The sequence below is a fragment of the Mesorhizobium sp. B2-3-2 genome, assembly GCF_006442295.1.
In the GTDB taxonomy this organism is placed as follows: Bacteria; Pseudomonadota; Alphaproteobacteria; order Rhizobiales; family Rhizobiaceae; genus Mesorhizobium.
This window is the reverse complement of sequence record NZ_VFWA01000005.1, coordinates 151009-170478: the sequence shown is the minus strand read 5'-3', so window position 1 is coordinate 170478 and position 19470 is coordinate 151009. Positions and strand designations below refer to the sequence as shown.

The window sequence follows — 19470 nt, the reverse complement described above, 5'->3', positions numbered from 1 at the left end:
CCGGCGAAGGGCGGCCGGTCAGGTCGGTTGACGCATGTCGTCCAAAGGCGGTTCCTGGAGAAAAACGACATGCATGGAACTTCGGGGTTCATGGTAGACGGTTTTACCGGGTTTTCAAAGCCCGAAGCGCGCCCACAAGGCGCGCTCTTGCGCCGCATCGATCACGCCGCCGGTGGCAGCGGCGGCAATGTCGGGCGCCGAAAAGCCCTTGCTCGAGCCGAACAGCCCGAAGCGGCCGAACAAACCGCGCGGCGCCGAGATCAGCTTGAGTTGGGTTTTCGCCCCGAACCGCGTCTTGAGCACGGATCGCATGTCGCCGAGCGCATCGACAAGCCCAAGCTCCAGGCCCCGCTTGCCGGTCCAGAACAGGCCCGTGAACAGGTCGGGATCGTCCTTCAGCTTGGTACCGCGCCGCTCCTTGACCAGATCGATGAAGGTTTCGTGCACGTCGAGCTGCAGCGCCTTCAGCCGTTCGATGTCTTCCTTCTTCTCGGGCTTGAACGGATCGAGCACCGACTTGTTCTGCCCCGCCGTGTGGACGCGGCGCTCGACGCCGATCTTCTTCATCAGCTCCGGGAAGCCGAACGAGGCCGACACCACGCCGATCGAGCCGACGATGGACGACGGGTCGGCGAAAATCTCATCGCCGGCAACCGCGATCATGTAGCCGCCCGAGGCAGCGACGTCCTCGACGAAGACCAGCACCTTTCTGTTCTTCTCGATCGCCAGGTCGCGGATACGCTTGAAGATCAGCCGCGACTGCACCGGCGAGCCGCCGGGCGAATTGATGGAGATGGCGATCGCAGGCGCGTCGAAGGAAAACGCCTTCTCGATCAGCCCGGCGGTGGAGGCAAGCGACAGGCTCGGACGGAACGGGCCGCCCCCCGCCAGGATGGTGCCGTGCAACCGGATAACCGGAATGGTGACGACCGTGGAACGCCAGGATTTCGGCAGCAGGCGGTTGAAAAGGCGTTTCACTGAGGTCGATCTCCGCTCGATGGGTTGCCAGCATGTAGGAATTTCAAGGCCAACGGCAATGCCGCGGCCATCGCGGCCAGGTTGTGTTCAATCTCCGAACAAGGAGGCGAGGCCGTTGTTGATCATCTCCGTCCGTTCCGACGGGCCGTCGCCCGTCTGCGCGTGAAGCATCAAAGGTGGCCGGATGGCGAGTTTGCCGCGCGCTCCGAGCGTTGCCCTGACGATGATGCGGATCGCCGCGGCATCGGGGCGGGGATGCACGGCCAGCATCTCGGCGTCGCCGAAGCGGCCCGCGATCGCATCGAGAAGCGAACCGAGTTGCTCGGGCCGCGCGATGACGGCAAGCCCGCCGCGCGGCCTGACCACCGCTGCGGCACTGCGGATCCAGCCCTCTAACAGCCCGTCCTCCATGACATGCGCTTCCTTTCTCAGGCGCTCGGGCGTGGCGCGGTCCTGCGCGGCGTTGAAGGGAGGATTCATGATGACGAAATCGAAATCATTGTCGCCGAGGCCGGCCGCCGTCCTGGCGCGGCCCGAAAGCGCGACATTGGCGACGAGCACGCAAGCGCGGTCGGCGAGATGCGCGTTGCCGGGATGCGCGAGCGTGGCCGCGGCGAAAGCCGCCATTTCCGGCGCGCGTTCGACCAGAACGGCCCGGGCCGTCGGGCAGCGCGCCAGAACGGCAAGTGCCGCGGCACCGGCGCCGGCGCCGAAATCGGCGAGACGCCCGCCGAACGAGGATGGCACGGCAGCCGCCAGCATCATGGCGTCCATGCCGGCGCGATGGCCGCCATGCTTGGGCTGCACCAGCCAGAACCGGCCGCGATGGAAGGCATCGACCGTGTGGGCCGGCGTGTCCGGGGCGAGGGCGGCTGGCGCGGCGGACATTATTTTTGGCGGATCTCGTTGGCGATGCCGGCATCCGTCAGGATGCGCCGCGCGGCATCGGCCTTGTCGGCGTCGACCATGACGCGCCGCGGCAGGATGCCGAGCGAGCCGTCGAGCACGCTCATATTCTGGTCGGCCACGAAGCAGCCGATGCCGGCATCGCGCATCAGCGATTCGACGAAGGAGATGATGACGGCGTCGTTGGTGCGAATGAGCTCTATCATCGGACGAAACTCTCAGTTTGCCGCGTTCATGTAAACGCATGCGGGGCCCGAAACCAGAGCAGCCGCGCCAATTCGCCACTTGCCGTGGCAGCGTTCGCCGCCCTAGAGTCCGTAACGGAACCAAGGGTGCCGTCGCACGCGTTACATCAGACGGGAGAGTTTGTCGTGGGTGTCGTTCTCAACATCGAAAATGGAAAGCGGGAACCCGCCTCCATCAAGGATCTGATCGACCTGACGGCGGCCGACATGGGGCGCGTCAACGAATTGATCCTGTCGAAGGCCGGATCCGATGTCGAGATGATCCCGGAGGTCGCCAACCACCTGATCTCGTCGGGCGGCAAGCGGCTCAGGCCAATGCTGACGCTCGCCGCCGCACAGATGTTCGGCTATGGCGGCGAGGGCCACGTCAAGCTCGCCACATCGGTCGAGTTCATGCACACGGCGACGCTGCTCCACGACGACGTCGTCGACGAGAGCGGCATGCGACGCGGCAAGAAGACGGCCCGCATGATCTGGGGCAACCAGGCGAGCGTTCTGGTCGGCGACTTCCTGCTCGGCCAGGCATTCCGCATGATGGTCGATGTCGGTTCGCTGGAGGCGCTCGACATCCTGTCGAGCGCGGCCTCGATCATCGCCGAGGGCGAGGTCATGCAGCTTGCCGCCGCCAAGAACCTGGAGACCACCGAGGACGAGCATTTCGCCGTTATCAAGGCCAAGACCGCTGCCTTGTTCTCGGCTGCCGCCGAGGTCGGCCCCGTCATCGCCCAGGCGACGCGCAACGACCGCGCCGCCTTGCGCTCCTACGGCATGAACCTGGGGCTCGCCTTCCAGCTGATCGACGATGCGCTGGACTATGGCGGCACCAGCAAGGATCTGGGCAAGAATGTCGGCGACGATTTTCGCGAGGGCAAGGTGACGCTGCCGGTCATTCTCGCCTACCGGCGCGGCAGCAAGGCCGAGCGCACCTTCTGGAAGCGGGCCATCGAGGACAATGTCACCGATGACGCCGGCCTCGAAAAGGCGATCGGGCTGATGACCCACCACGGCGCGATCGCCGACACGATCGGGCGTGCCCGTCATTTCGGCGAGATCGCCCGCGACGCGCTGGCGCCGCTGGAGGCGACGCCGCAGAAATCGGCGCTGATCGACGTCATCGATTTCTGCATCAGCCGGGTGAACTGAGCCGCTGCCCTTCACGCAGGCCTCCTTTGGCTCGTGCTGGGGAGAAATCCGTGAATCCGTCTCCGCCGCCTCGACAAGCTGCCCGGCTGCAAATTATCTATAAAACATGGCAAAGGGCACGGACGACACCATCGCGGTGCGCATCGGCAAGGTTCTGGCGGATCGCATCATCTCGGGCGCGATCGAACCCGGCGCGCGGCTGCGGCAGGATCACGTGGCCGAGGAATTCCACACCAGCCATGTTCCCGTGCGCGAGGCCTTTCGCCGCCTCGAGGCGCAAGGCCTCGCCGTCAGCGAACCGCGCCGCGGCGTGCGCGTGGCGGCTTTCGACCTCGGCGAAGTCAAGGAGGTCGCCGAAATGCGGGCGGCGCTCGAAGTTCTGGCGCTGCGCCACGCGGCGCCGCATCTGACCTCGGCTATTCTCGATCGGGCCGAGGAGGCCACCAAGGCCGGCGACAAATCCCGGGACGTCAGGTCGTGGGAAGAAGCCAACCGCGCCTTTCACCGGTTGATCCTGGCGCCATGCGGCATGTCGCGTCTTCTCGCCACCATCGATGACCTGCACGCCGCAAGCGCCCGTTTCCTGTTCGCCGCATGGCGCTCGGAATGGGAGACCCGCACCGATCAGGACCACCGGGCGATATTGGCCGCCTTGCGGCAGGGGAACACCGAATCGGCCGCGGCCACATTGGGGCGGCACGTGCAATGGATTGGCCGCAAGCCGGTCAGGACCGCCTCCGGCACCACGCGGGAGGCCTTCGCGATCGTGGGCTAACCGCCCATGCGCAAGGCATGCCTTGCCATCGTCCAAAAATTGTGGCTTCGATAATAGATCGAAGGCAGAAATTATCTATAATTTTGGACCGACCAAGGGAGTCCCTATGACCGACATCGCGTTCTCGTCCGCAAAACCGTCCTTCAGCCCGCTCAGGCTTCAGGAGCGATCGCTCGGCTGGCAGGCGGGCGCCGTCGTGCTCGGCACTCTCTTGCTGGCGCTGTCCTCCTATATCGAGGTGCCGATGGTGCCGGTTCCTGTGACGATGCAGACCTTCGCCGTGACGCTGGTCGGCGCGCTCTATGGCTGGCGGCTGGGCGCGATCACCATCGCCGCCTGGCTGGTTGAGGGTGCGGTCGGCTTCCCGGTTCTGGCCGGCGGGGCTGCCGGCGTACAGCATTTCGTCGGCCCGACGGGCGGCTACCTCTTCGCCTTCCCGGTTGTCGGCGCGCTGGTCGGCTGGCTGGCGGAGCGCGGCTGGAATGGCGGCAGGGTCGTGCTTGCCTTCGCCGCCATGCTGCTCGGCAACCTGCTGTGCCTTGCCCTTGGCACGGCGTGGCTCGCCGTCATCATCGGCGCCGAGAAGGCTGTCGCCTACGGGTTCCTGCCGTTCGTCCTTGGCGGCCTGCTCAAGTCGGCGCTTGGCGCCGCCACGCTGATGGCGCTCCCGCGCGGCAAGGCGAAATAGCTGGCGCGGATGCGACAGGCTTTCCCTGTCGGCCTTATGCGCCGGGCCTGCCAAGGCTGCGAATGGAGCGGCCTGTGCAGCCCGGTGGCGTCGGGTGGATATCACGGTGCACGCCTGCGGCGCCCCGCCTGCCGGCAACTCCTGACGCCGATGCGCCGGTTTCGGACTGAAAACCGTTCTTTGCCGGCATGGTTTGTTAATCGGGTGACCCGATTGTGAATTCGAGGCGGATTGAAGCGTGACCCCAAAAAGGCCATGCTTTTCTCCGAAAGATCGAATCTACGTCGATCCCGCTGACGCGGAGATGGCGCCTGGCTGAAAGGGATACGATGCAGCAGGGACGTGCGCGCTGGCTGACAAGGCTGGCACTTGTGACGGGCATGGCGATTTCGGCGCTGCCGGCCTATGCCAAGCAGACCACCGAACCGGTGAAGATCACATCCTTCTCGGGAGCCTATCTGGCTGCCCGGATCGCCGAGGGTGACAACGACCTCGACAACGCCATCGCCTATTACAAGCAGGCCCTGGCCTTCGATCCGAGCGACACGGGCCTGCAACAGAGCCTGATGCTATCGCTGATCGCGCAAGGCCGCTTCGACGAATCCCTTGTCTATGCCGACAAGCTCAAGGAAGTTCCCGACGTCGAACGGTTCTCGCGCCTGGCGCTGGCGGTCGATTCCTTCCACAAGAAGGATTTTTCCAAGGCCCAGTATTGGCTGAAGCTGTCGCTGGAATCCGATCTCGACCGGCTGATCTCCGGCGTCATGTCCGGCTGGGCCCAAGAGGGCGCCGGCGACCCCAGCGAGGCGATGGCATCCATCGACAAGCTGCAGGGGCCGGACTGGTTCGGCCTGTTCAAATCCTTCCACCGCGCTCTGATCGCCGATGCGTCCAACATGCCTGAGAAGGCCGACGCGATCTACGCCGCGACCATGCAGGACACCGCCGCCGGCAGTGCGGCTCCCGAAACCTGGATGCGCAATGCGCAGGCCTATGCCTCGTTCCTGGCCCGCAAGGGCGACACGGCCAAGGCAGTATCGGTGCTCGACCAGGCCGAGGCGTTTTCGCCGGGCAAGCTGGAAATCGTCGCCTTGCGCGACAGGATCAGCAAGGGCGACAAGATCCCGCCCTTCGTTGCCGGTCCATCCGACGGAGCCTCCGAGATACTGCTCGATCTGGCGACCGCGCTCAATCGCGGCGGCGGTGAGCCTTTCGTCAGGCTCTATCTGCAATATGCGCTGGCGCTGAAGCCCGACAGCGATGCCGCCCTGGTGCAGCTTGCCGCCGTTTCCGAACAGCTGAAGGACGGCGAGGGGGCCATCGCGCTTTACCGGCGGATACCGGATACCTCGCCGCTGAAGGAGCTTTCGGACTTACAGCTTGGCCTCAACCTTGCCGATCTCGATCGCCATGACGAGGCGATCACGCATCTGAAGGCCTTCGTCGATGCGCATCCCAACGACATGCGCGCCTATCTGGCGCTCGGCGGGGTCTATTCGTCGAAGGAGGATTTCCGTTCCGCCGCCAATCTCTACGACAAAGCCGTCGAGGCGCTGAAGACGCCGACCGCCGCCAACTGGAATATCTTCTACCAGCGCGGCATCGCCTATGAGCGGCTGAAGGAATGGCCGAAGGCCGAGCCGAATTTCCGCAAGGCGCTGGAATTGCAGCCCGACCAGCCGCAGGTGCTGAACTATCTCGGCTATTCCTGGGTCGACATGAATATGAACCTGAAGGAAGGCCTGGCGATGATCCAGAAGGCCGTCGACCTCAGGCCGAGCGACGGTTACATCGTCGACTCGCTGGGTTGGGCCTATTTCCGCCTCGGCAGGTACGATGACGCGGTCCGCGAAATGGAACGCGCGGTGTCGCTGAAGCCGGAAGATCCGGTGCTGAACGACCATCTCGGCGATGCCTACTGGCGCGTCGGCCGCAAGCTGGAAGCAACCTTCCAGTGGAACCAGGCGCGCGACCTGAAGCCGGATCCCGACGTGCTTGCCGCCTTGCAGCAGAAGCTGATGAAGGGCCTGCCGCCGATCGAGTCCAACACGGCGCAGGAAACCCCCAAGGTCAAGCCGGCGCCGGCCGCGCCGAAGGGCTAAGATGAAATGATGTTGCTCGCGAGCGGGGCCCTTGTCGGCCCCGTTTTCGTTGGCGGCCGTGTCAGAACAGCTTGCGGTAGACGAAGAAGCCCGAGCGCTCGCCGATCCTGTCGTAGAGCTTCATGGCGGTGTGATTGGTCTCGTGCGTCAGCCAGTACACCCGGCCCGACCCGGCCGCTTGCGCCCGCTCGTAGACGCCCTCGATGAGAGCCCGGCCGATGCCTTTGCCGCGCAAGGTCTCATCGGTGAAAAGATCCTGCAGGTAGCAGTTCGGCGCGATCGCCGTGGTGCTGCGGTGAAAGAGGTAATGGACAAGGCCGACAAGCTGGCCCTCGCTTTCGGCAACCAGCGCATGCACCGGCTCATAGGCGTCGAAGAAGCGCGACCATGTCATGGCGGTGATCTCGCTTGCCAGCGCCGTCTCGCCCGAGCGCCCGTAAAACGCGTTATAGCCGTCCCACAGCGGCAGCCATTGCTCGAAATCCTGGCGCGTGACCGGGCGGACGGTGATGGAGTTGGGCATGGCTGACCTGTTGTCTGGCGAGGCGGAGTTGTGAGCCTTCACCAGAAGGCACGCACTCGTGGCCGGCAATGGGCCAGCCGCTCGCAAAGCTTTCGACATGCCTCGCGACGCCCGCCTTGCTTGACGCTTCGCCGCCGTGTCTCTAGGACGGGGCCGCAAGTCAGCCCTTGCAGCCGAGGCCCCCGTGACGATTGAAATCTCGACGATTGAAATCCCCGCCCATATGCATCCCAGCCGCTCCTTTCAGGGGCTGATCCTGACTTTGCACAATTACTGGGCGGACTATGGCTGCGTGATTCTCCAGCCCTACGACATGGAGGTCGGTGCCGGCACCTTCCATCCGGCAACGACGCTGCGGGCGCTTGGACCGAGGCGCTGGAACGCCGCCTACGTCCAGCCTTCGCGCCGCCCCAAGGACGGCCGCTACGGCGAGAATCCGAACCGGCTGCAGCACTACTACCAGTATCAGGTGATCCTGAAGCCCAATCCGCCGAACCTGCAGGAGCTCTATCTCGGCTCGCTCGCCGCGATCGGCGTCGACCCGCTGCTGCATGACATCCGCTTCGTCGAGGACGATTGGGAAAGCCCGACGCTCGGCGCCTGGGGGCTTGGCTGGGAATGCTGGTGCGACGGCATGGAGGTGTCGCAGTTCACCTACTTCCAGCAGGTCTGCGGCATCGAATGCGCGCCGGTTGCGGGCGAGCTCACTTATGGTCTGGAACGGCTGGCCATGTATGTGCAGGGCGTCGACAATGTCTACGACCTCAATTTCAACGGCCGCGAGGGCCCCGACAAGGTCACCTATGGCGATGTCTTCCTGCAGGCCGAGCAGGAATATTCGCGTCACAATTTCGAATACGCCGACACGGCGATGCTGCTGCGCCACTTCGACGATGCCGAGGCCGAATGCAAGGCGCTGCTCGACGCCGGCGCGCCGGCATCGAACGACAATCTGCCGATGCACCGCATGGTGTTTCCCGCCTACGACCAGTGCATCAAGGCCAGCCACGTCTTCAACCTGCTCGACGCGCGCGGCGTGATCTCCGTCACCGAGCGGCAGAGTTATATCCTGCGGGTGCGCAATCTGGCGAAAGCCTGCGGCGAGGCGTTCTTGAAGACGCAGGCCGGCGGATTGGCGGCCTGAGCTTCAGGCATCCTCCCTCATCAAATCGAGGGAAGCGTCGATCGACGATAGAATCTGGCCGCTTGGGCCGGCCATTATACGCAATGCTTGGCGCACGCCCGGCATCGAGAAGGCGCCATGGGCCTGGGCTGCGAAGCAAGCGCTGAGCGCCAGGATTTGCAAAAGTCTGGATGCCGTTTTCATGGTCGTTCAGCCAATAGCTCTCTGCCTGAGCGTGGGTCGCTTCAGCGCTGCGTTCGGTTCATGGAAATCTTTGATCCAAGGACGGGTGGGGTCATCCCGTCCCGACAGGACGCCCAAAATTTCTGGAAAGGGTGACAGCGGCCAGCCGAGTTGCTATGGCCCGCGGACCATTGCTGCGTGAGCTTCAACCATGCCTGACCTGCTTCTAGAACTTCGCTCCGAGGAAATACCCGCCCGCATGCAGCGCAAGGCGGCGGGCGATCTCAAGAAGATGCTGACCGACGGTCTGGTCGAGGCAGGGCTGACCTACGAGGCGGCGCGCGAGTACTGGACGCCGCGGCGGCTGGCGCTCGACATCAGGGGCCTTACCGCGCGCTCGAAGGACATCCGCGAGGAGATCAAAGGTCCATCGACGACAGCGCCTGAACAGGCTGTCCAGGGCTTCCTACGCAAGGCCGGGCTTTCCTCGATCGCCGAGGCACACGTCCATTCCGACCCGAAGAAGGGCGACTTTTATGTCGCGCACATTTCCAAGCCGGGCAGGGCGGCCGAAGAGATCATCGCCGGGCTGGTGCCTGATATCATCCGCAATTTCCCGTGGCCGAAATCGATGCGCTGGGGGCCGGCCTCGGCCAAGCCCGGCTCGCTGCGCTGGGTACGGCCGCTGCAATCGATCCTGTGCACCTTCGGCCCCGAAACCGAGGAGCCTGTAGTGGTCGATTTCGAGATCGACGGCATCCGCTCGGGCAATGTCACCTACGGCCACCGCTTTCACGCACCCGGCGAAATCACCGTGCGCCGCTTCGACGACTATGTGAGCAAGCTGGAGGCCGCCAAGGTCGTGCTCGACGCCGACCGGCGCAAGGAGATCATCCTCGCCGACGCCCGCAATCTGGCTTTCGCCAACGGACTCGATCTTGTCGAGGACGAGGGACTTTTGGAAGAGGTCTCCGGGCTGGTGGAATGGCCCGTGGTATTGATGGGCGAATTCGAGCAGGATTTCCTCGCCATTCCGGCCGAGGTGATCCGGCTGACCATCCGCGCCAACCAGAAGTGTTTTGTCACGCGCCCGCAGGGGCAAGCCGAAACCCTTTCGAACCGCTTCATCCTCACCGCCAACGTCGAGGCGAGCGATGGCGGCAAGGAGATCGCCCACGGCAACGGCAAGGTGGTGCGCGCGCGCCTCTCCGACGCGCTGTATTTCTGGACGACCGACCAGGGCGATCTGCCCGATCTCGCCGAGCTCGAGGCGTCGGCTGAAAAGTTCGCGCTCGACCTCAAGAAGCCGCTCGACCAGCGCATGGCCCGGCTCGACCATCTCAATGTGACCTTCCATGCCAAGCTCGGCACTCAGGGCGAGCGGGTGGAGCGGATCAAGCGGCTGGCACAAGAACTGGCACCGACGGTGGCGCAAGCGATCTCCCCCTCAAGGGCGGCGATTGCCGCGCTCGCGGGTCGCGCCGCCGTTTTGGCGAAGGCCGATTTGACGACCGAAGTGGTCGGCGAATTCCCCGAATTGCAGGGCGCCATGGGCCGCAAATACGCGTTGCTCCAGGGCGAGCATCCGTCCGTGGCCGCAGCCATCGAAGAGCATTACAAACCGCAGGGCCCTTCCGATTACGTGCCGAGCGATCCGGTGTCGATCGCCGTCGCGCTCGCGGACAAGCTCGATACGCTTGTCGGCTTCTGGGCCATCAATGAAAAGCCGACAGGCTCCAAGGATCCTTACGCGCTGCGTCGCGCTGCGCTCGGCGTGGTGAGGGTTCTGGTCGAGAACCGCATTCGACTGGGGCTGACGACGATCTTCGGCAGCGCTTCCACGAACTACACGGTTGGCAATATGGATCAGGTCCGAGACCTTCTCGCCTTCTTCCATGATCGCCTGAAAGTCTACCTCCGCGACAAGGGGGCCCGCCACGACCTCATCGACGCGGTCATCACGCCGCAGTCCGACGACCTCTTGCAGGTCGTGCGCCGTGTCGAGGCGCTGGGCTCCTTCCTCGACACCGAGGACGGCAAGAACCTGCTCGCCGGCACCAAGCGCGCGGCCAACATTTTGGCTGCCGAGGAGAAGAAGAAAACGCTCGTCGCCGAAACCGTTGAGCCGGTGCTGTTCCGCGAGGATGCCGAGAAATCGCTTTTTGCGGCGGTGAATCAGGCCGAGAAGCAAGCCGGCGAAGCGATTCAAAACGAAGACTTTTCCGCCGCCATGCTGGCGCTTAGCGTTTTGCGGGAACCGGTTGATTCATTCTTTGAACGCGTTCTCGTGAATGATGAGGATCAAGCCGTGCGCGCCAACCGGCTGGCGCTGCTCGCCCGCATCCGCGCGGCCACTGACCAGGTCGCGGATTTCTCCAAGATTGCCGGTTAAGCTGCTGACAGAGAAGACGGAAAACGGCGGCGCGGGCGTCGTCCTTCTCGTCAGTCTGCCAGAATGCTGACGCGCACACTGTTTTCGTAGACATCGACCTGGATCAGCGGCTCGCCATTGACGATGGCGCGTCGGGTCGAGGAACTCATCGCGCCCGAAAGTTCCAGCATGCGCTGCAGATCGGCGCGGCCGTCATTGGTCCGGAACCAGGGGTCGCTCTCGTCGTCGCGGTCGCGGCGATGGAATTTGTGCCAGTTGGCGCGGTCCTGCCGCACCATCTGTGCGGCGCTGCCGAGCGCATAGCCATCGCTCGCCTGGTGATCCCGATCGGAAATGCGCGCGACATACGATCCCAGCATCTCGTCGGCTTGGGCAACGCCTTGGCCAACCAGCGATGCCAATACAAAACCGGCCACGGCGACTATTCTGAATATGCTCATGTACCCCCCTCAAATGATCGAATTCTGTCAGGCGAAGCGACGCTCGTCCACGTCGGCAAAAGCGGCCTGTCCGGCAATGGTGCCGGACGCCGGACCGACGTCAAGACAGTCGCTACTTGAGCTTGCCGACCCCAGGGACGGGCTGCTGCGCTGCCGCCGCGGGCGCGGCTGCCGGTGATGTCGCCGGGGTCTTCTGCCCATTCGCCGCCGGTGCCGCCGAAGCGGTGGCGGTTGCAGGAGCAGTGGCCGGCGCCTTGGCCTGCGTGGGCGTCGAGAAGGCGCTGCCGACGATACCGCCGCGAATGATCATCGGGTTTTGCAGCAAGCCGTGCCGCGCCTCGGGCGCGTTCGGGATCGCTGCCACCTTTTCATAGGTGACGTCAGGGTCACCGAGCGCCACAACCGATCGCATATCGCCCGCCTCGGCGGCGTCGGTCGCCTGCAGCACGATGATGGATGGCGTCGAGGCCGGCGCACCGGGAAAGACGAGTGACGAGGCCTGGGCGCCGCCGCCGGCCATCGCCGCCAGAGTGATAGCAACCGTTCCCCAGATACGCATAGACACGATGAAAGCTCCCCATTGCCCGGAAGCCGCACGATAGCGGGCCGGAATTGATGCCGGCTTTCGCGGAACCGTAGCATTTTAGGGATTGGTAAATCGCCAAGGGACGGGCTTGCCCCTTGGACGCCATCGTACTACGCAGCCGGTATCCGTGAGGTGAGCAGAGTGGCTGAAATTCTTGCCGTCGGCGAGGCGATGGAACGGGCGCTGGCGCTGCTTGAAAGCGGCGACGTGGTCGCCATTCCGACCGAGACCGTCTATGGGCTCGCCGGCGACGCCACCAACGGCATCGGCGTGGCGCGCATTTTCGAGGCCAAGGGACGGCCGCGGTTCAACCCGCTGATCGCCCATGTCGCCGACATGGCGATGGCCGAGCGCGTTGCTTTGTTCGATCCGCTGTCGAGGAAATTGGCGCTTGCGTTCTGGCCAGGTCCTTTGACGCTGGTGCTGCCGCAGCGGCCCGGCAACGACATTCATCCGCTGGTCACGGCCGGGCTCGACACGATCGCCTTGCGCATGCCGAGGGGCTTCGGCGGCGACCTGATTGCAAGGCTCGGCCGGCCGCTTGCGGCTCCCAGCGCCAATTCCTCCGGCAGGATCAGCGCGACGACGGCGCAAGCCGTGGCGGCTGATCTCGGCGCACGCATAAAGTTGGTCGTCGATGGCGGCGCGACGCCGGTCGGGCTGGAATCGACCATCGTCAAGGCCGAAGGGGGAAAATTGCGCCTATTGAGGCCCGGCGGCATTGCCGCCCAGGAAATCGAGGCGGTCGTCGGCATGGAGCTGTTGCGCGGCGCCGACGCCGGTGTCGAGGCGCCGGGCATGCTTGCCTCGCACTATGCGCCTGACGCCGCGGTGCGGCTCAACGCGGGGGCCGTCGGGGAAGGCGAGGCGCTGCTGGCCTTCGGCAAACGTCGCGCTGAAGGCTGGCAAAAGGCGGCCGCCTGCCTCAATCTGTCCGGGGCCGGTGACCTGCGCGAAGCGGCGAGCAATCTTTTCGCTTACATGCAGGAACTCGATCGCAGCGGCGCGCGGACTATCGCCGTCGAACCCGTTCCCTTCGACGGGCTCGGCGAAGCGATCAACGATCGGCTTTCACGTGCCGCCGCCCCGCGTGACAATAGCTTGCCGCCAACATAGTTTCGCGCACATGACCGACATCGCCCAGACTCTCGACACCGCTCTCATCGACCGCTTCGCGGCGATCGTCGGTGAGAAATACGCGCTGCGCGACCAGCGCGATATCGCGCCCTACATCACGGAACGACGCGGGCTCTGGCATGGCGCGACATCGCTTGTGCTGCGGCCGGGCAGCGTCGACGAGGTCAGCCGGATCATGCGGCTGGCGACCGAGACGGCAACGCCAATCGTGCCGCAAAGCGGCAATACCGGGCTGGTCGGCGCCCAGGTGCCGGACAGGTCCGGCCGCGAGATCGTGCTGTCCCTGTCGCGGCTGAACCGCATCCGCGAAATCGATGTCCTGTCCAACACCGTGACGGCGGAGGCCGGTGTCATCTTGCAGACGCTGCAGGAAGCGGCCGATGCCGCTGACCGGCTGTTTCCGCTGTCGCTGGCCGCGCAAGGTTCCTGCCAGATCGGCGGCAATCTCTCCTCCAACGCGGGCGGCACCGGCGTGCTGGCCTATGGCAATGCGCGCGAGCTTTGCCTCGGCGTCGAGGTGGTGTTGCCGACGGGCGAGGTGTTCGACGATCTGCGCAAGCTGAAGAAGGACAATACCGGCTACGACCTCAAGAACCTGTTCGTCGGCGCCGAAGGCACGCTCGGCATCATCACGGCCGCGGTGCTGAAACTCTTCCCGAAGCCGAAAGGCCGCGAGGTTGCGTTCGTCGGCCTGCCGTCGGCCGAGGCGGCGCTGTCGCTGTTCAGCCTGGCGACGGACCGCGCCGGCGCCGCGCTCACCGCCTTCGAGCTGATCGGCAAGCGGCCTTACGATTTCACGCTGGCGCATGCCCAGGGCGTGGTGCGGCCGCTGGCGCAGGATTGGCCGTGGTATGTGCTGATGCAGATCTCGTCCGGCCGTTCGCCGGAAGATGCCAGGGCCCTGATCGAGGACGTGCTCGGGGCCGGCCTGGAACAGGAAATCGTCGGCGATGCGGTGATCGCGGCCAGCCTTGCGCAAGGCGATGCCTTCTGGAATTTCCGCGAGGTGCTGCCCGACGCGCAGAAGCCCGAGGGCGCCTCGATCAAGCATGACATTTCGGTGCCGGTGGCATCGATCCCGCGTTTCATCGAGGAGGCTGCCGGCGCGGTGGCTTCGGTCAGCCCCGGAGCGCGCGTGGTCTGCTTCGGCCATATGGGCGACGGCAATCTCCACTATAACATCTCGCGGCCCGTCGACGGCGACGACCAGGCGTTCCTCGATCTCTACCATCCCATGAACAAGGCCGTGCACGACGTCGTGCGCTCCTTCCACGGCTCGATCTCGGCCGAGCACGGCATCGGCCAGTTGAAGCGGGACGAACTGATCGCCACCGCCCCGCCGATGGCGATCGACCTGATGCGCAGGGTCAAGCAGGCTTTCGACCCGGCCGGCATCATGAACCCGGGTAAGGTTATCTGATCCTTTCGGAATCAAGCGCTCGGTCGCATTCCGATAACCATCCCCATGATCAGCAAAATTTAACCGACTTTCTTAAGCGCGGCGGTAAGGAGGCCGCGCTACTGTTTCCCCATAACGAGGCCGGGAAAACTGGCCCGGAGAGAACCGGACACCGGCTCTCAGGAGAAACAGGAAGGCATTCAATGAACACTGGACTGAAGCCAGTCTGGGCGGGACGCAACATGCGCCTCGACCCATTCCGCCTGCCGCAGGTGGTAAGCTACGCCACACGCGACGACTATGGCGATGTTACCTTCACCATCGACCACCGTGGCGCCGTGATCCGCCGCCTGCTGGAGATGAGCGGCGTACCGGCGATCATCGCTCTGCCCGCCAATGCGTTCCGCGGCGTTGCCGCCCGCGCGATGGAAGATCCGGAAGGCAATGTCACGGTGACCCTGGAACTCCTGCACAATGATCCCATGCTGTCGGTGCCGCTGCTGGTCGCCGACGACCTCGACGACGTCGCCGCCGACTGGCGCGCCTGGGCCGACGCCTATCGCTTGCCGATGCTGTTGATCGAATCGGACGGCGTTGCCCGCACCCTGGAGGAATCGCTCGGTGCCGCCATCAAGACGCTGCCGCCGCAGGATCGCCGCAAGGGCCGCGTTTCCAACATGCGCCGCCCACGCTTCCTCGCCCGCCGCAGGGCGGGCGACCTAGGTCTCAGGCTGGTGATCGGCGGCGAGGAGATCATTGCAAGGGAGTAGGTTGGGCTTTCCTTCTCCCCTTGTGGGAGAAGGTGGCCGAGCGAAGCTCGGTCGGATGAGGGGTGTTCCAGCTTGGCATCGACGGCGCTCCGACACGCACCCCTCAACCGTCTTGGCGCTGCGCGCCAATCCACCTTCTCCCACAAGGGGAGAAGGAAACAAGCCGCTACACCAGCGGCTTCAGCGCCACCCACAGCGCGCCGCCGATGAGGCCGAGGAAGATCAGCCAGCCGACCTGGTTGTTCGACCTGAACAGCCGCAGGCATTGATCCGGATTGTCGATATCCAGCACCAGGATCTGCCGCGCCATGTGGGCGCCGGCGGCGATCAGCCCGGCCAGAGCCACGACAGGAGCCTGCGCCGACGCGAAGGCGATGGCGAAGCAGACAAGCGCGCCGCCGTAAAGCCCGGCCAGCCACGATTTGGTGTTGTCGCCGAACAGGCGCGCGGTCGAGCGTACGCCCACGATCGCGTCGTCTTCCTTGTCCTGGTGCGCATAGATCGTGTCGTAGCCGATCACCCACAGGATCGAGCCGAGATAGAGCATGACGGCCGGCCCGTCCAGATCGCCGAACTCAACCGCCCATCCCATCAGCGCGCCCCAGGAAAAGGCAAGGCCGAGAACCAGTTGAGGCCAGTTGGTGATCCGTTTCATGAATGGATAGATGGCGACGATGACCAGCGAACAGACGCCGAGCAGGACGGCGAAGCTGTTGAACTGCAAGAGCACGGCAAGTCCGACCAGTGCCTGCAGGATGACAAACAGCCACGCCGCGCGCCGCGTGACCTTGCCCGACGGAAGCGGCCGCGAGCGCGTGCGCTCGACCTGATTGTCGATGTCTTCGTCAGCCAGGTCGTTATAGGTGCAGCCGGCGCCGCGCATGGCGATTGCGCCGGCCAGGAACAGCACGAGGTACAAGGGTGCCGGCAGCAGCGAAAGCAGCGGATCGCCCGGGCGGGGATAGGCACTGGCCGCGAGAGCCACGGACCACCAGCACGGCCACAAAAGCAACTGCCAGCCGATCGGCCTGTCCCATCTAGCGAGCTGTGCATAGGGCCATATTGGTCGCGGCAGCACGCGATAGACCCAATGGCCGTTCGGCGCGTCGGCGACGCGGCCCTGGGCTGCTTTCGACTGAACCGTTTCCATGGACGATGGAGTGGCAGCCGCCGCGCAAACCGTCAAGCGGCGAGCAGGGCAGTGGCATTCGTCAGCGCTTCAGGAGGCGAAGATGTCGCGGGTGGAGAACCAGCCCTTTGCCACGTCGATGAAAGCCAGCACGGCATTGGGCAGGCGCTGATGCGTGTCATGGGTGAGGATGATGCGCTGCATGGGCAATGGATCGGAAAGCGGCTTGCAGACGAGAGGCAAGCCGTCATAGCTGCGGTCGCCATGCGGCCTCGTGTAGCTGACGGCGACGCCGAAGCCGTTGGCCACCATGCTGCGCTGGAGTTCGAACGAGCTTGTCTGCCTATCGGCGACCGCCGACAGGCCACGGCTGCGAAACAGGTCCAGCATGTGCTGCCAACTATGCGGCTGGTCCGTCGTGATCAGCGGGTAGGCGGCCAGATCGGCCAGGCTGACATCGGGACGATCCGCCAGCGCGTGTCCGGCCGGCAAAAGCGCATGCGGCCTGAGTTCATGCAGCAGGATGCGGGCGAAATGCGAAGGCAGGCCAAGATCATAGGTGAGCCCGAGGTCGACGGCGGCATCGCCGAGGCGCCGCCCGAGCGTCTCGAAGGTCTCGTCGCGCACGATCACCGCAACCTCCGGATGACGTTCCGAGAAGGCGCGGATCAGAGCCGGCGCGAAATAGGGAGCCAGATCTTCGAAGCATCCGAGCACCAGTTCGCCGCCGAGCGCCGACTTGCGCGAGCCGAGACCGATGAGTTCATCCGTCTCGACGAGAACCTGTTTTGCCTTGGCCACCACGGCGCGGCCGAAGGAGGTCAGCGAAACGCCGCTTCCGCGCTGGCGCACGAAGAGCTTCTGGCCGAAATCCTGTTCGACCGCGTCGATCGCCACCGAAATGGACGGCTGTGACACGTTCAGCGTCCTGGCCGCGCCGGTAACGCTGCCGTGGCGAGCGACGGCAACCAGATAGCGCAGCTGCGTTAGGGTCAGACTCATAGAGTGGCACTATTTGACAGATGAGAAGTTATTATTTTACTGAATGAAAGAGGCTTGCGATAGTGGCGTCGATCCTTGAAAGGAGAACGCCATGGCTTCCCAGACTGCACTTCGCGCGATCGACACAGGCTTGATCGATGCGCAGACGATTGCGGATTACCAGCGCGACGGCGCTGTCTGCATCCGCGGCGCTTTCAAGGGCTGGGTCGAAACGATTGCCGCCGGCATTGAGCGCAACATGCAAGACCGCAGCGCAACCGCGTCGGATATCGCCAATGGCCGCGGCAGCTTCTTCGATGACTACTGCAACTGGGAACGCATTCCCGAATTCGTCAAGCTGGTGCGCGAATCGCCCGCGGCCGAACTGGCCGCCGCGGTGATGCGGTCGCGCACTGCGCAGTTCTTCCACGACCACGTCCTGGTCAAGGAACCGGGCACGCAGAAGCCGACGCCCTGGCATCAGGACATCCCCTATTATTTCGTCGACGGCCGGCAGACGGTGAGCTTCTGGATCCCTATCGACCCTGTAAAGGAAGCAACGCTGCGGCTGATTGCCGGCTCGCACAAATGGGACAAGATGATCCTGCCGGTGCGCTGGCTCGACGACAGCAATTTCTATGCCGACGAGGGTGACTACCTGCCGGTGCCGGATCCAGACAAGGACCCCTCGCTGGAGGTGCTCGAATGGGAAATGGAGCCGGGCGATGCCATCCTGTTCGATTTCAGGACCGCGCATGGCGCACGCGGCAACCTGACCGCGGCGCGGCGGCGGGCACTCTCGCTGCGCTGGGTCGGCGACGACGCCCATTACGTCGAACGGCCGGGGCGCACCTCGCCGCCCTATCATGGCCATGGCATGCAGCCGGGGCAGAAGCTGCGCGAGGACTGGTTCCCGATCGTCTTCCAGAGCTGAGTTGGAAAGGCCCGCAACCGTGGAAGCAACTTATCTGCCGAAGGCAAATGCCATCCGGCGTGCAGGCGGCACAGGCGGTCGCGCTCTGAGATAGGAACGTGACAACACAACGGATGTCATGACGATTTGATATGCGCCAATGATTGCCCCTGCCACAGACAGGATTAGAGATGCGGCACTTGAATCCTTCGGATCGATGCCCAACAAAGAGGACAGCAACATCAATATCGCTACAAACAATACCGTGACCAAGCCGAACGAGATGAGCAGACGCGGGAACGCATATCCGAAAACCTTGGAGCCGCGTTGGCCTGCAACGGCAAGCGTTTGATCATCATCGGCAATGACCGCAGGCAACATCGTACCCCATTTTGCGAACGCGGCGATGCCGGAAAAGACCCAGACAACAAGAGCTGCCAGAAGGGCGAAGGACGGACGAACGCCGCCGATGACCATAGCTATCGCAATCGTCACGGGAGCTATAGCACCGAGCAGGCCGAGTAACAGGCAACGTTTTACAAAACTGAAGAATGCCTTGGGTCTTTCCTTTAGCCAATCGGATACCTGCTCGGGGTCAAGCTGCGTCAAAACGGCAATGTGAGCAGGAATAGCCAAGAAGGTCGACGTCATTACGCCGATGAAGATTGAAGCTCCGGAGTTGATGTGTATGAACCTCTCGAGCAGCGCCAGCCCACCAGCCAAGCAGATGTATCCGACAACCCATTTCCGGTTGCGGGTATAAACTTCGAGCGAAGCCATCCAAATATTGTCTTCGAGCACCACCAGTCTCCTACCAAGCCCGGACGTGCAAGGAGTATCGGAACCATGTTGCGGCTTTCCTAATTGCAGAGGGAAAATTTTCTCTTTGCGAAATCTATGGGCTGGACTCGCAGAAGATCTCTGCATGGATCAAAATTCTTTTCGAAGGCCAATGCAAATATCGCAAAGGCGGCCGGGCTGGCTTGCTTCATTTTCGGGCAGGGGTAACGTTCCCGTGCGCAATTCCGATCAAAGCGCCCGGATACCTTGACCCGTC

Annotated in this window: 20 protein-coding genes; 10 read left to right on the top strand and 10 right to left on the bottom strand. The window is 64.0% G+C overall.

Translation table 11 applies throughout. The features are described 5' to 3' along the window. Positions 1–114: 114 nt before the first annotated feature. From FJ964_RS14970 to FJ964_RS14960, 3 genes are all read right to left on the bottom strand, one after another. On the bottom strand, positions 115–978 hold the full coding sequence (locus FJ964_RS14970; protein ID WP_140551085.1) for a S49 family peptidase: 864 nt from the start codon (positions 976–978) through the stop codon (positions 115–117). 87 nt (positions 979–1065) lie between these two features. Further along, positions 1066–1866 (bottom strand): methyltransferase, encoded by an 801-nt coding sequence (locus FJ964_RS14965; protein ID WP_140551084.1) that lies wholly within the window; start codon positions 1864–1866, stop codon positions 1066–1068. Continuing rightward, the gene (locus FJ964_RS14960; protein ID WP_135901951.1) at positions 1866–2090 is read right to left on the bottom strand and encodes a DUF2007 domain-containing protein; all 225 of its coding nucleotides are present in this window, start codon (positions 2088–2090) and stop codon (positions 1866–1868) included. The genes FJ964_RS14965 and FJ964_RS14960 overlap by 1 nt, the downstream gene beginning before the upstream one ends. A gap of 165 nt (positions 2091–2255) precedes the next feature. Between FJ964_RS14960 and FJ964_RS14955 the strand changes: the two genes are divergently transcribed. The 4 genes from FJ964_RS14955 (at position 2256) to FJ964_RS14935 (ending at position 6837) form a co-directional block, all read left to right on the top strand. Next, the gene (locus FJ964_RS14955; protein ID WP_140551083.1) at positions 2256–3272 is read left to right on the top strand and encodes a polyprenyl synthetase family protein; all 1017 of its coding nucleotides are present in this window, start codon (positions 2256–2258) and stop codon (positions 3270–3272) included. A 106-nt stretch (positions 3273–3378) separates the two neighbouring features. Continuing rightward, positions 3379–4047, top strand: coding sequence for a GntR family transcriptional regulator (locus FJ964_RS14950; RefSeq protein ID WP_140551082.1), 669 nt, complete (start codon positions 3379–3381; stop codon positions 4045–4047). Positions 4048–4153: 106 nt separating this feature from the next. Then, on the top strand, positions 4154–4735 hold the full coding sequence (locus FJ964_RS14945; RefSeq protein WP_140551081.1) for a biotin transporter BioY: 582 nt from the start codon (positions 4154–4156) through the stop codon (positions 4733–4735). Positions 4736–5064: 329 nt separating this feature from the next. Beyond that, positions 5065–6837, top strand: coding sequence for a tetratricopeptide repeat protein (locus FJ964_RS14935; protein WP_140551080.1), 1773 nt, complete (start codon positions 5065–5067; stop codon positions 6835–6837). Between the two features lie 61 nt (positions 6838–6898). Here FJ964_RS14935 and FJ964_RS14930 read toward each other — a convergent pair whose 3' ends face one another. Further along, the gene (locus FJ964_RS14930; RefSeq protein ID WP_140551079.1) at positions 6899–7360 is read right to left on the bottom strand and encodes a GNAT family N-acetyltransferase; all 462 of its coding nucleotides are present in this window, start codon (positions 7358–7360) and stop codon (positions 6899–6901) included. A 223-nt stretch (positions 7361–7583) separates the two neighbouring features. Between FJ964_RS14930 and FJ964_RS14925 the strand changes: the two genes are divergently transcribed. Beyond that, positions 7584–8504 carry a glycine--tRNA ligase subunit alpha gene (locus tag FJ964_RS14925; protein ID WP_140551309.1) on the top strand — a complete coding sequence of 307 codons (921 nt, stop codon included), beginning with the start codon at positions 7584–7586 and terminating at the stop codon, positions 8502–8504. 3 nt (positions 8505–8507) lie between these two features. On the opposite strand, the gene FJ964_RS14920 is transcribed toward FJ964_RS14925, so the two are convergent. Beyond that, on the bottom strand, positions 8508–8687 hold the full coding sequence (locus tag FJ964_RS14920) for a hypothetical protein (RefSeq protein ID WP_140551078.1): 180 nt from the start codon (positions 8685–8687) through the stop codon (positions 8508–8510). 190 nt (positions 8688–8877) lie between these two features. Between FJ964_RS14920 and glyS the strand changes: the two genes are divergently transcribed. Further along, positions 8878–11058 (top strand): glycine--tRNA ligase subunit beta, encoded by a 2181-nt coding sequence (gene glyS / locus FJ964_RS14915; RefSeq protein ID WP_140551077.1) that lies wholly within the window; start codon positions 8878–8880, stop codon positions 11056–11058. Positions 11059–11108: 50 nt separating this feature from the next. Here the strand turns inward: glyS and FJ964_RS14910 are convergent, their stop codons facing one another. Further along, positions 11109–11498, bottom strand: a complete 390-nt coding sequence (locus FJ964_RS14910; protein ID WP_140551076.1) for a hypothetical protein — start codon at positions 11496–11498, stop codon at positions 11109–11111. 112 nt (positions 11499–11610) lie between these two features. After that, the gene (locus FJ964_RS14905) at positions 11611–12057 is read right to left on the bottom strand and encodes a hypothetical protein (protein ID WP_224659715.1); all 447 of its coding nucleotides are present in this window, start codon (positions 12055–12057) and stop codon (positions 11611–11613) included. 168 nt (positions 12058–12225) lie between these two features. Between FJ964_RS14905 and FJ964_RS14900 the strand changes: the two genes are divergently transcribed. The 3 genes from FJ964_RS14900 (at position 12226) to FJ964_RS14890 (ending at position 15390) form a co-directional block, all read left to right on the top strand. Beyond that, on the top strand, positions 12226–13200 hold the full coding sequence (locus FJ964_RS14900; RefSeq protein ID WP_181172479.1) for an L-threonylcarbamoyladenylate synthase: 975 nt from the start codon (positions 12226–12228) through the stop codon (positions 13198–13200). A 10-nt stretch (positions 13201–13210) separates the two neighbouring features. Then, positions 13211–14641, top strand: a complete 1431-nt coding sequence (locus FJ964_RS14895; protein ID WP_140551073.1) for an FAD-binding oxidoreductase — start codon at positions 13211–13213, stop codon at positions 14639–14641. Between the two features lie 182 nt (positions 14642–14823). Continuing rightward, positions 14824–15390 carry a DUF6101 family protein gene (locus tag FJ964_RS14890; protein WP_140551072.1) on the top strand — a complete coding sequence of 189 codons (567 nt, stop codon included), beginning with the start codon at positions 14824–14826 and terminating at the stop codon, positions 15388–15390. A 166-nt stretch (positions 15391–15556) separates the two neighbouring features. Here FJ964_RS14890 and ubiA read toward each other — a convergent pair whose 3' ends face one another. Together ubiA and FJ964_RS14880 are read right to left on the bottom strand one after the other, a co-directional pair. Beyond that, positions 15557–16540, bottom strand: coding sequence for a 4-hydroxybenzoate octaprenyltransferase (gene ubiA, locus FJ964_RS14885; protein WP_140551071.1), 984 nt, complete (start codon positions 16538–16540; stop codon positions 15557–15559). A 69-nt stretch (positions 16541–16609) separates the two neighbouring features. Next, complete coding sequence (locus tag FJ964_RS14880) at positions 16610–17521, bottom strand: LysR family transcriptional regulator (RefSeq protein WP_140551070.1); 912 nt, start codon at positions 17519–17521, stop codon at positions 16610–16612. Positions 17522–17612: 91 nt separating this feature from the next. Between FJ964_RS14880 and FJ964_RS14875 the strand changes: the two genes are divergently transcribed. Then, positions 17613–18434 carry a phytanoyl-CoA dioxygenase family protein gene (locus FJ964_RS14875; protein ID WP_140551069.1) on the top strand — a complete coding sequence of 274 codons (822 nt, stop codon included), beginning with the start codon at positions 17613–17615 and terminating at the stop codon, positions 18432–18434. Positions 18435–18464: 30 nt separating this feature from the next. Here FJ964_RS14875 and FJ964_RS14870 read toward each other — a convergent pair whose 3' ends face one another. Further along, a complete protein-coding gene (locus FJ964_RS14870; RefSeq protein ID WP_140551068.1) occupies positions 18465–19214 on the bottom strand; it encodes a hypothetical protein in 750 nt (249 codons plus the stop codon). Positions 19215–19470 lie beyond the last annotated feature (256 nt).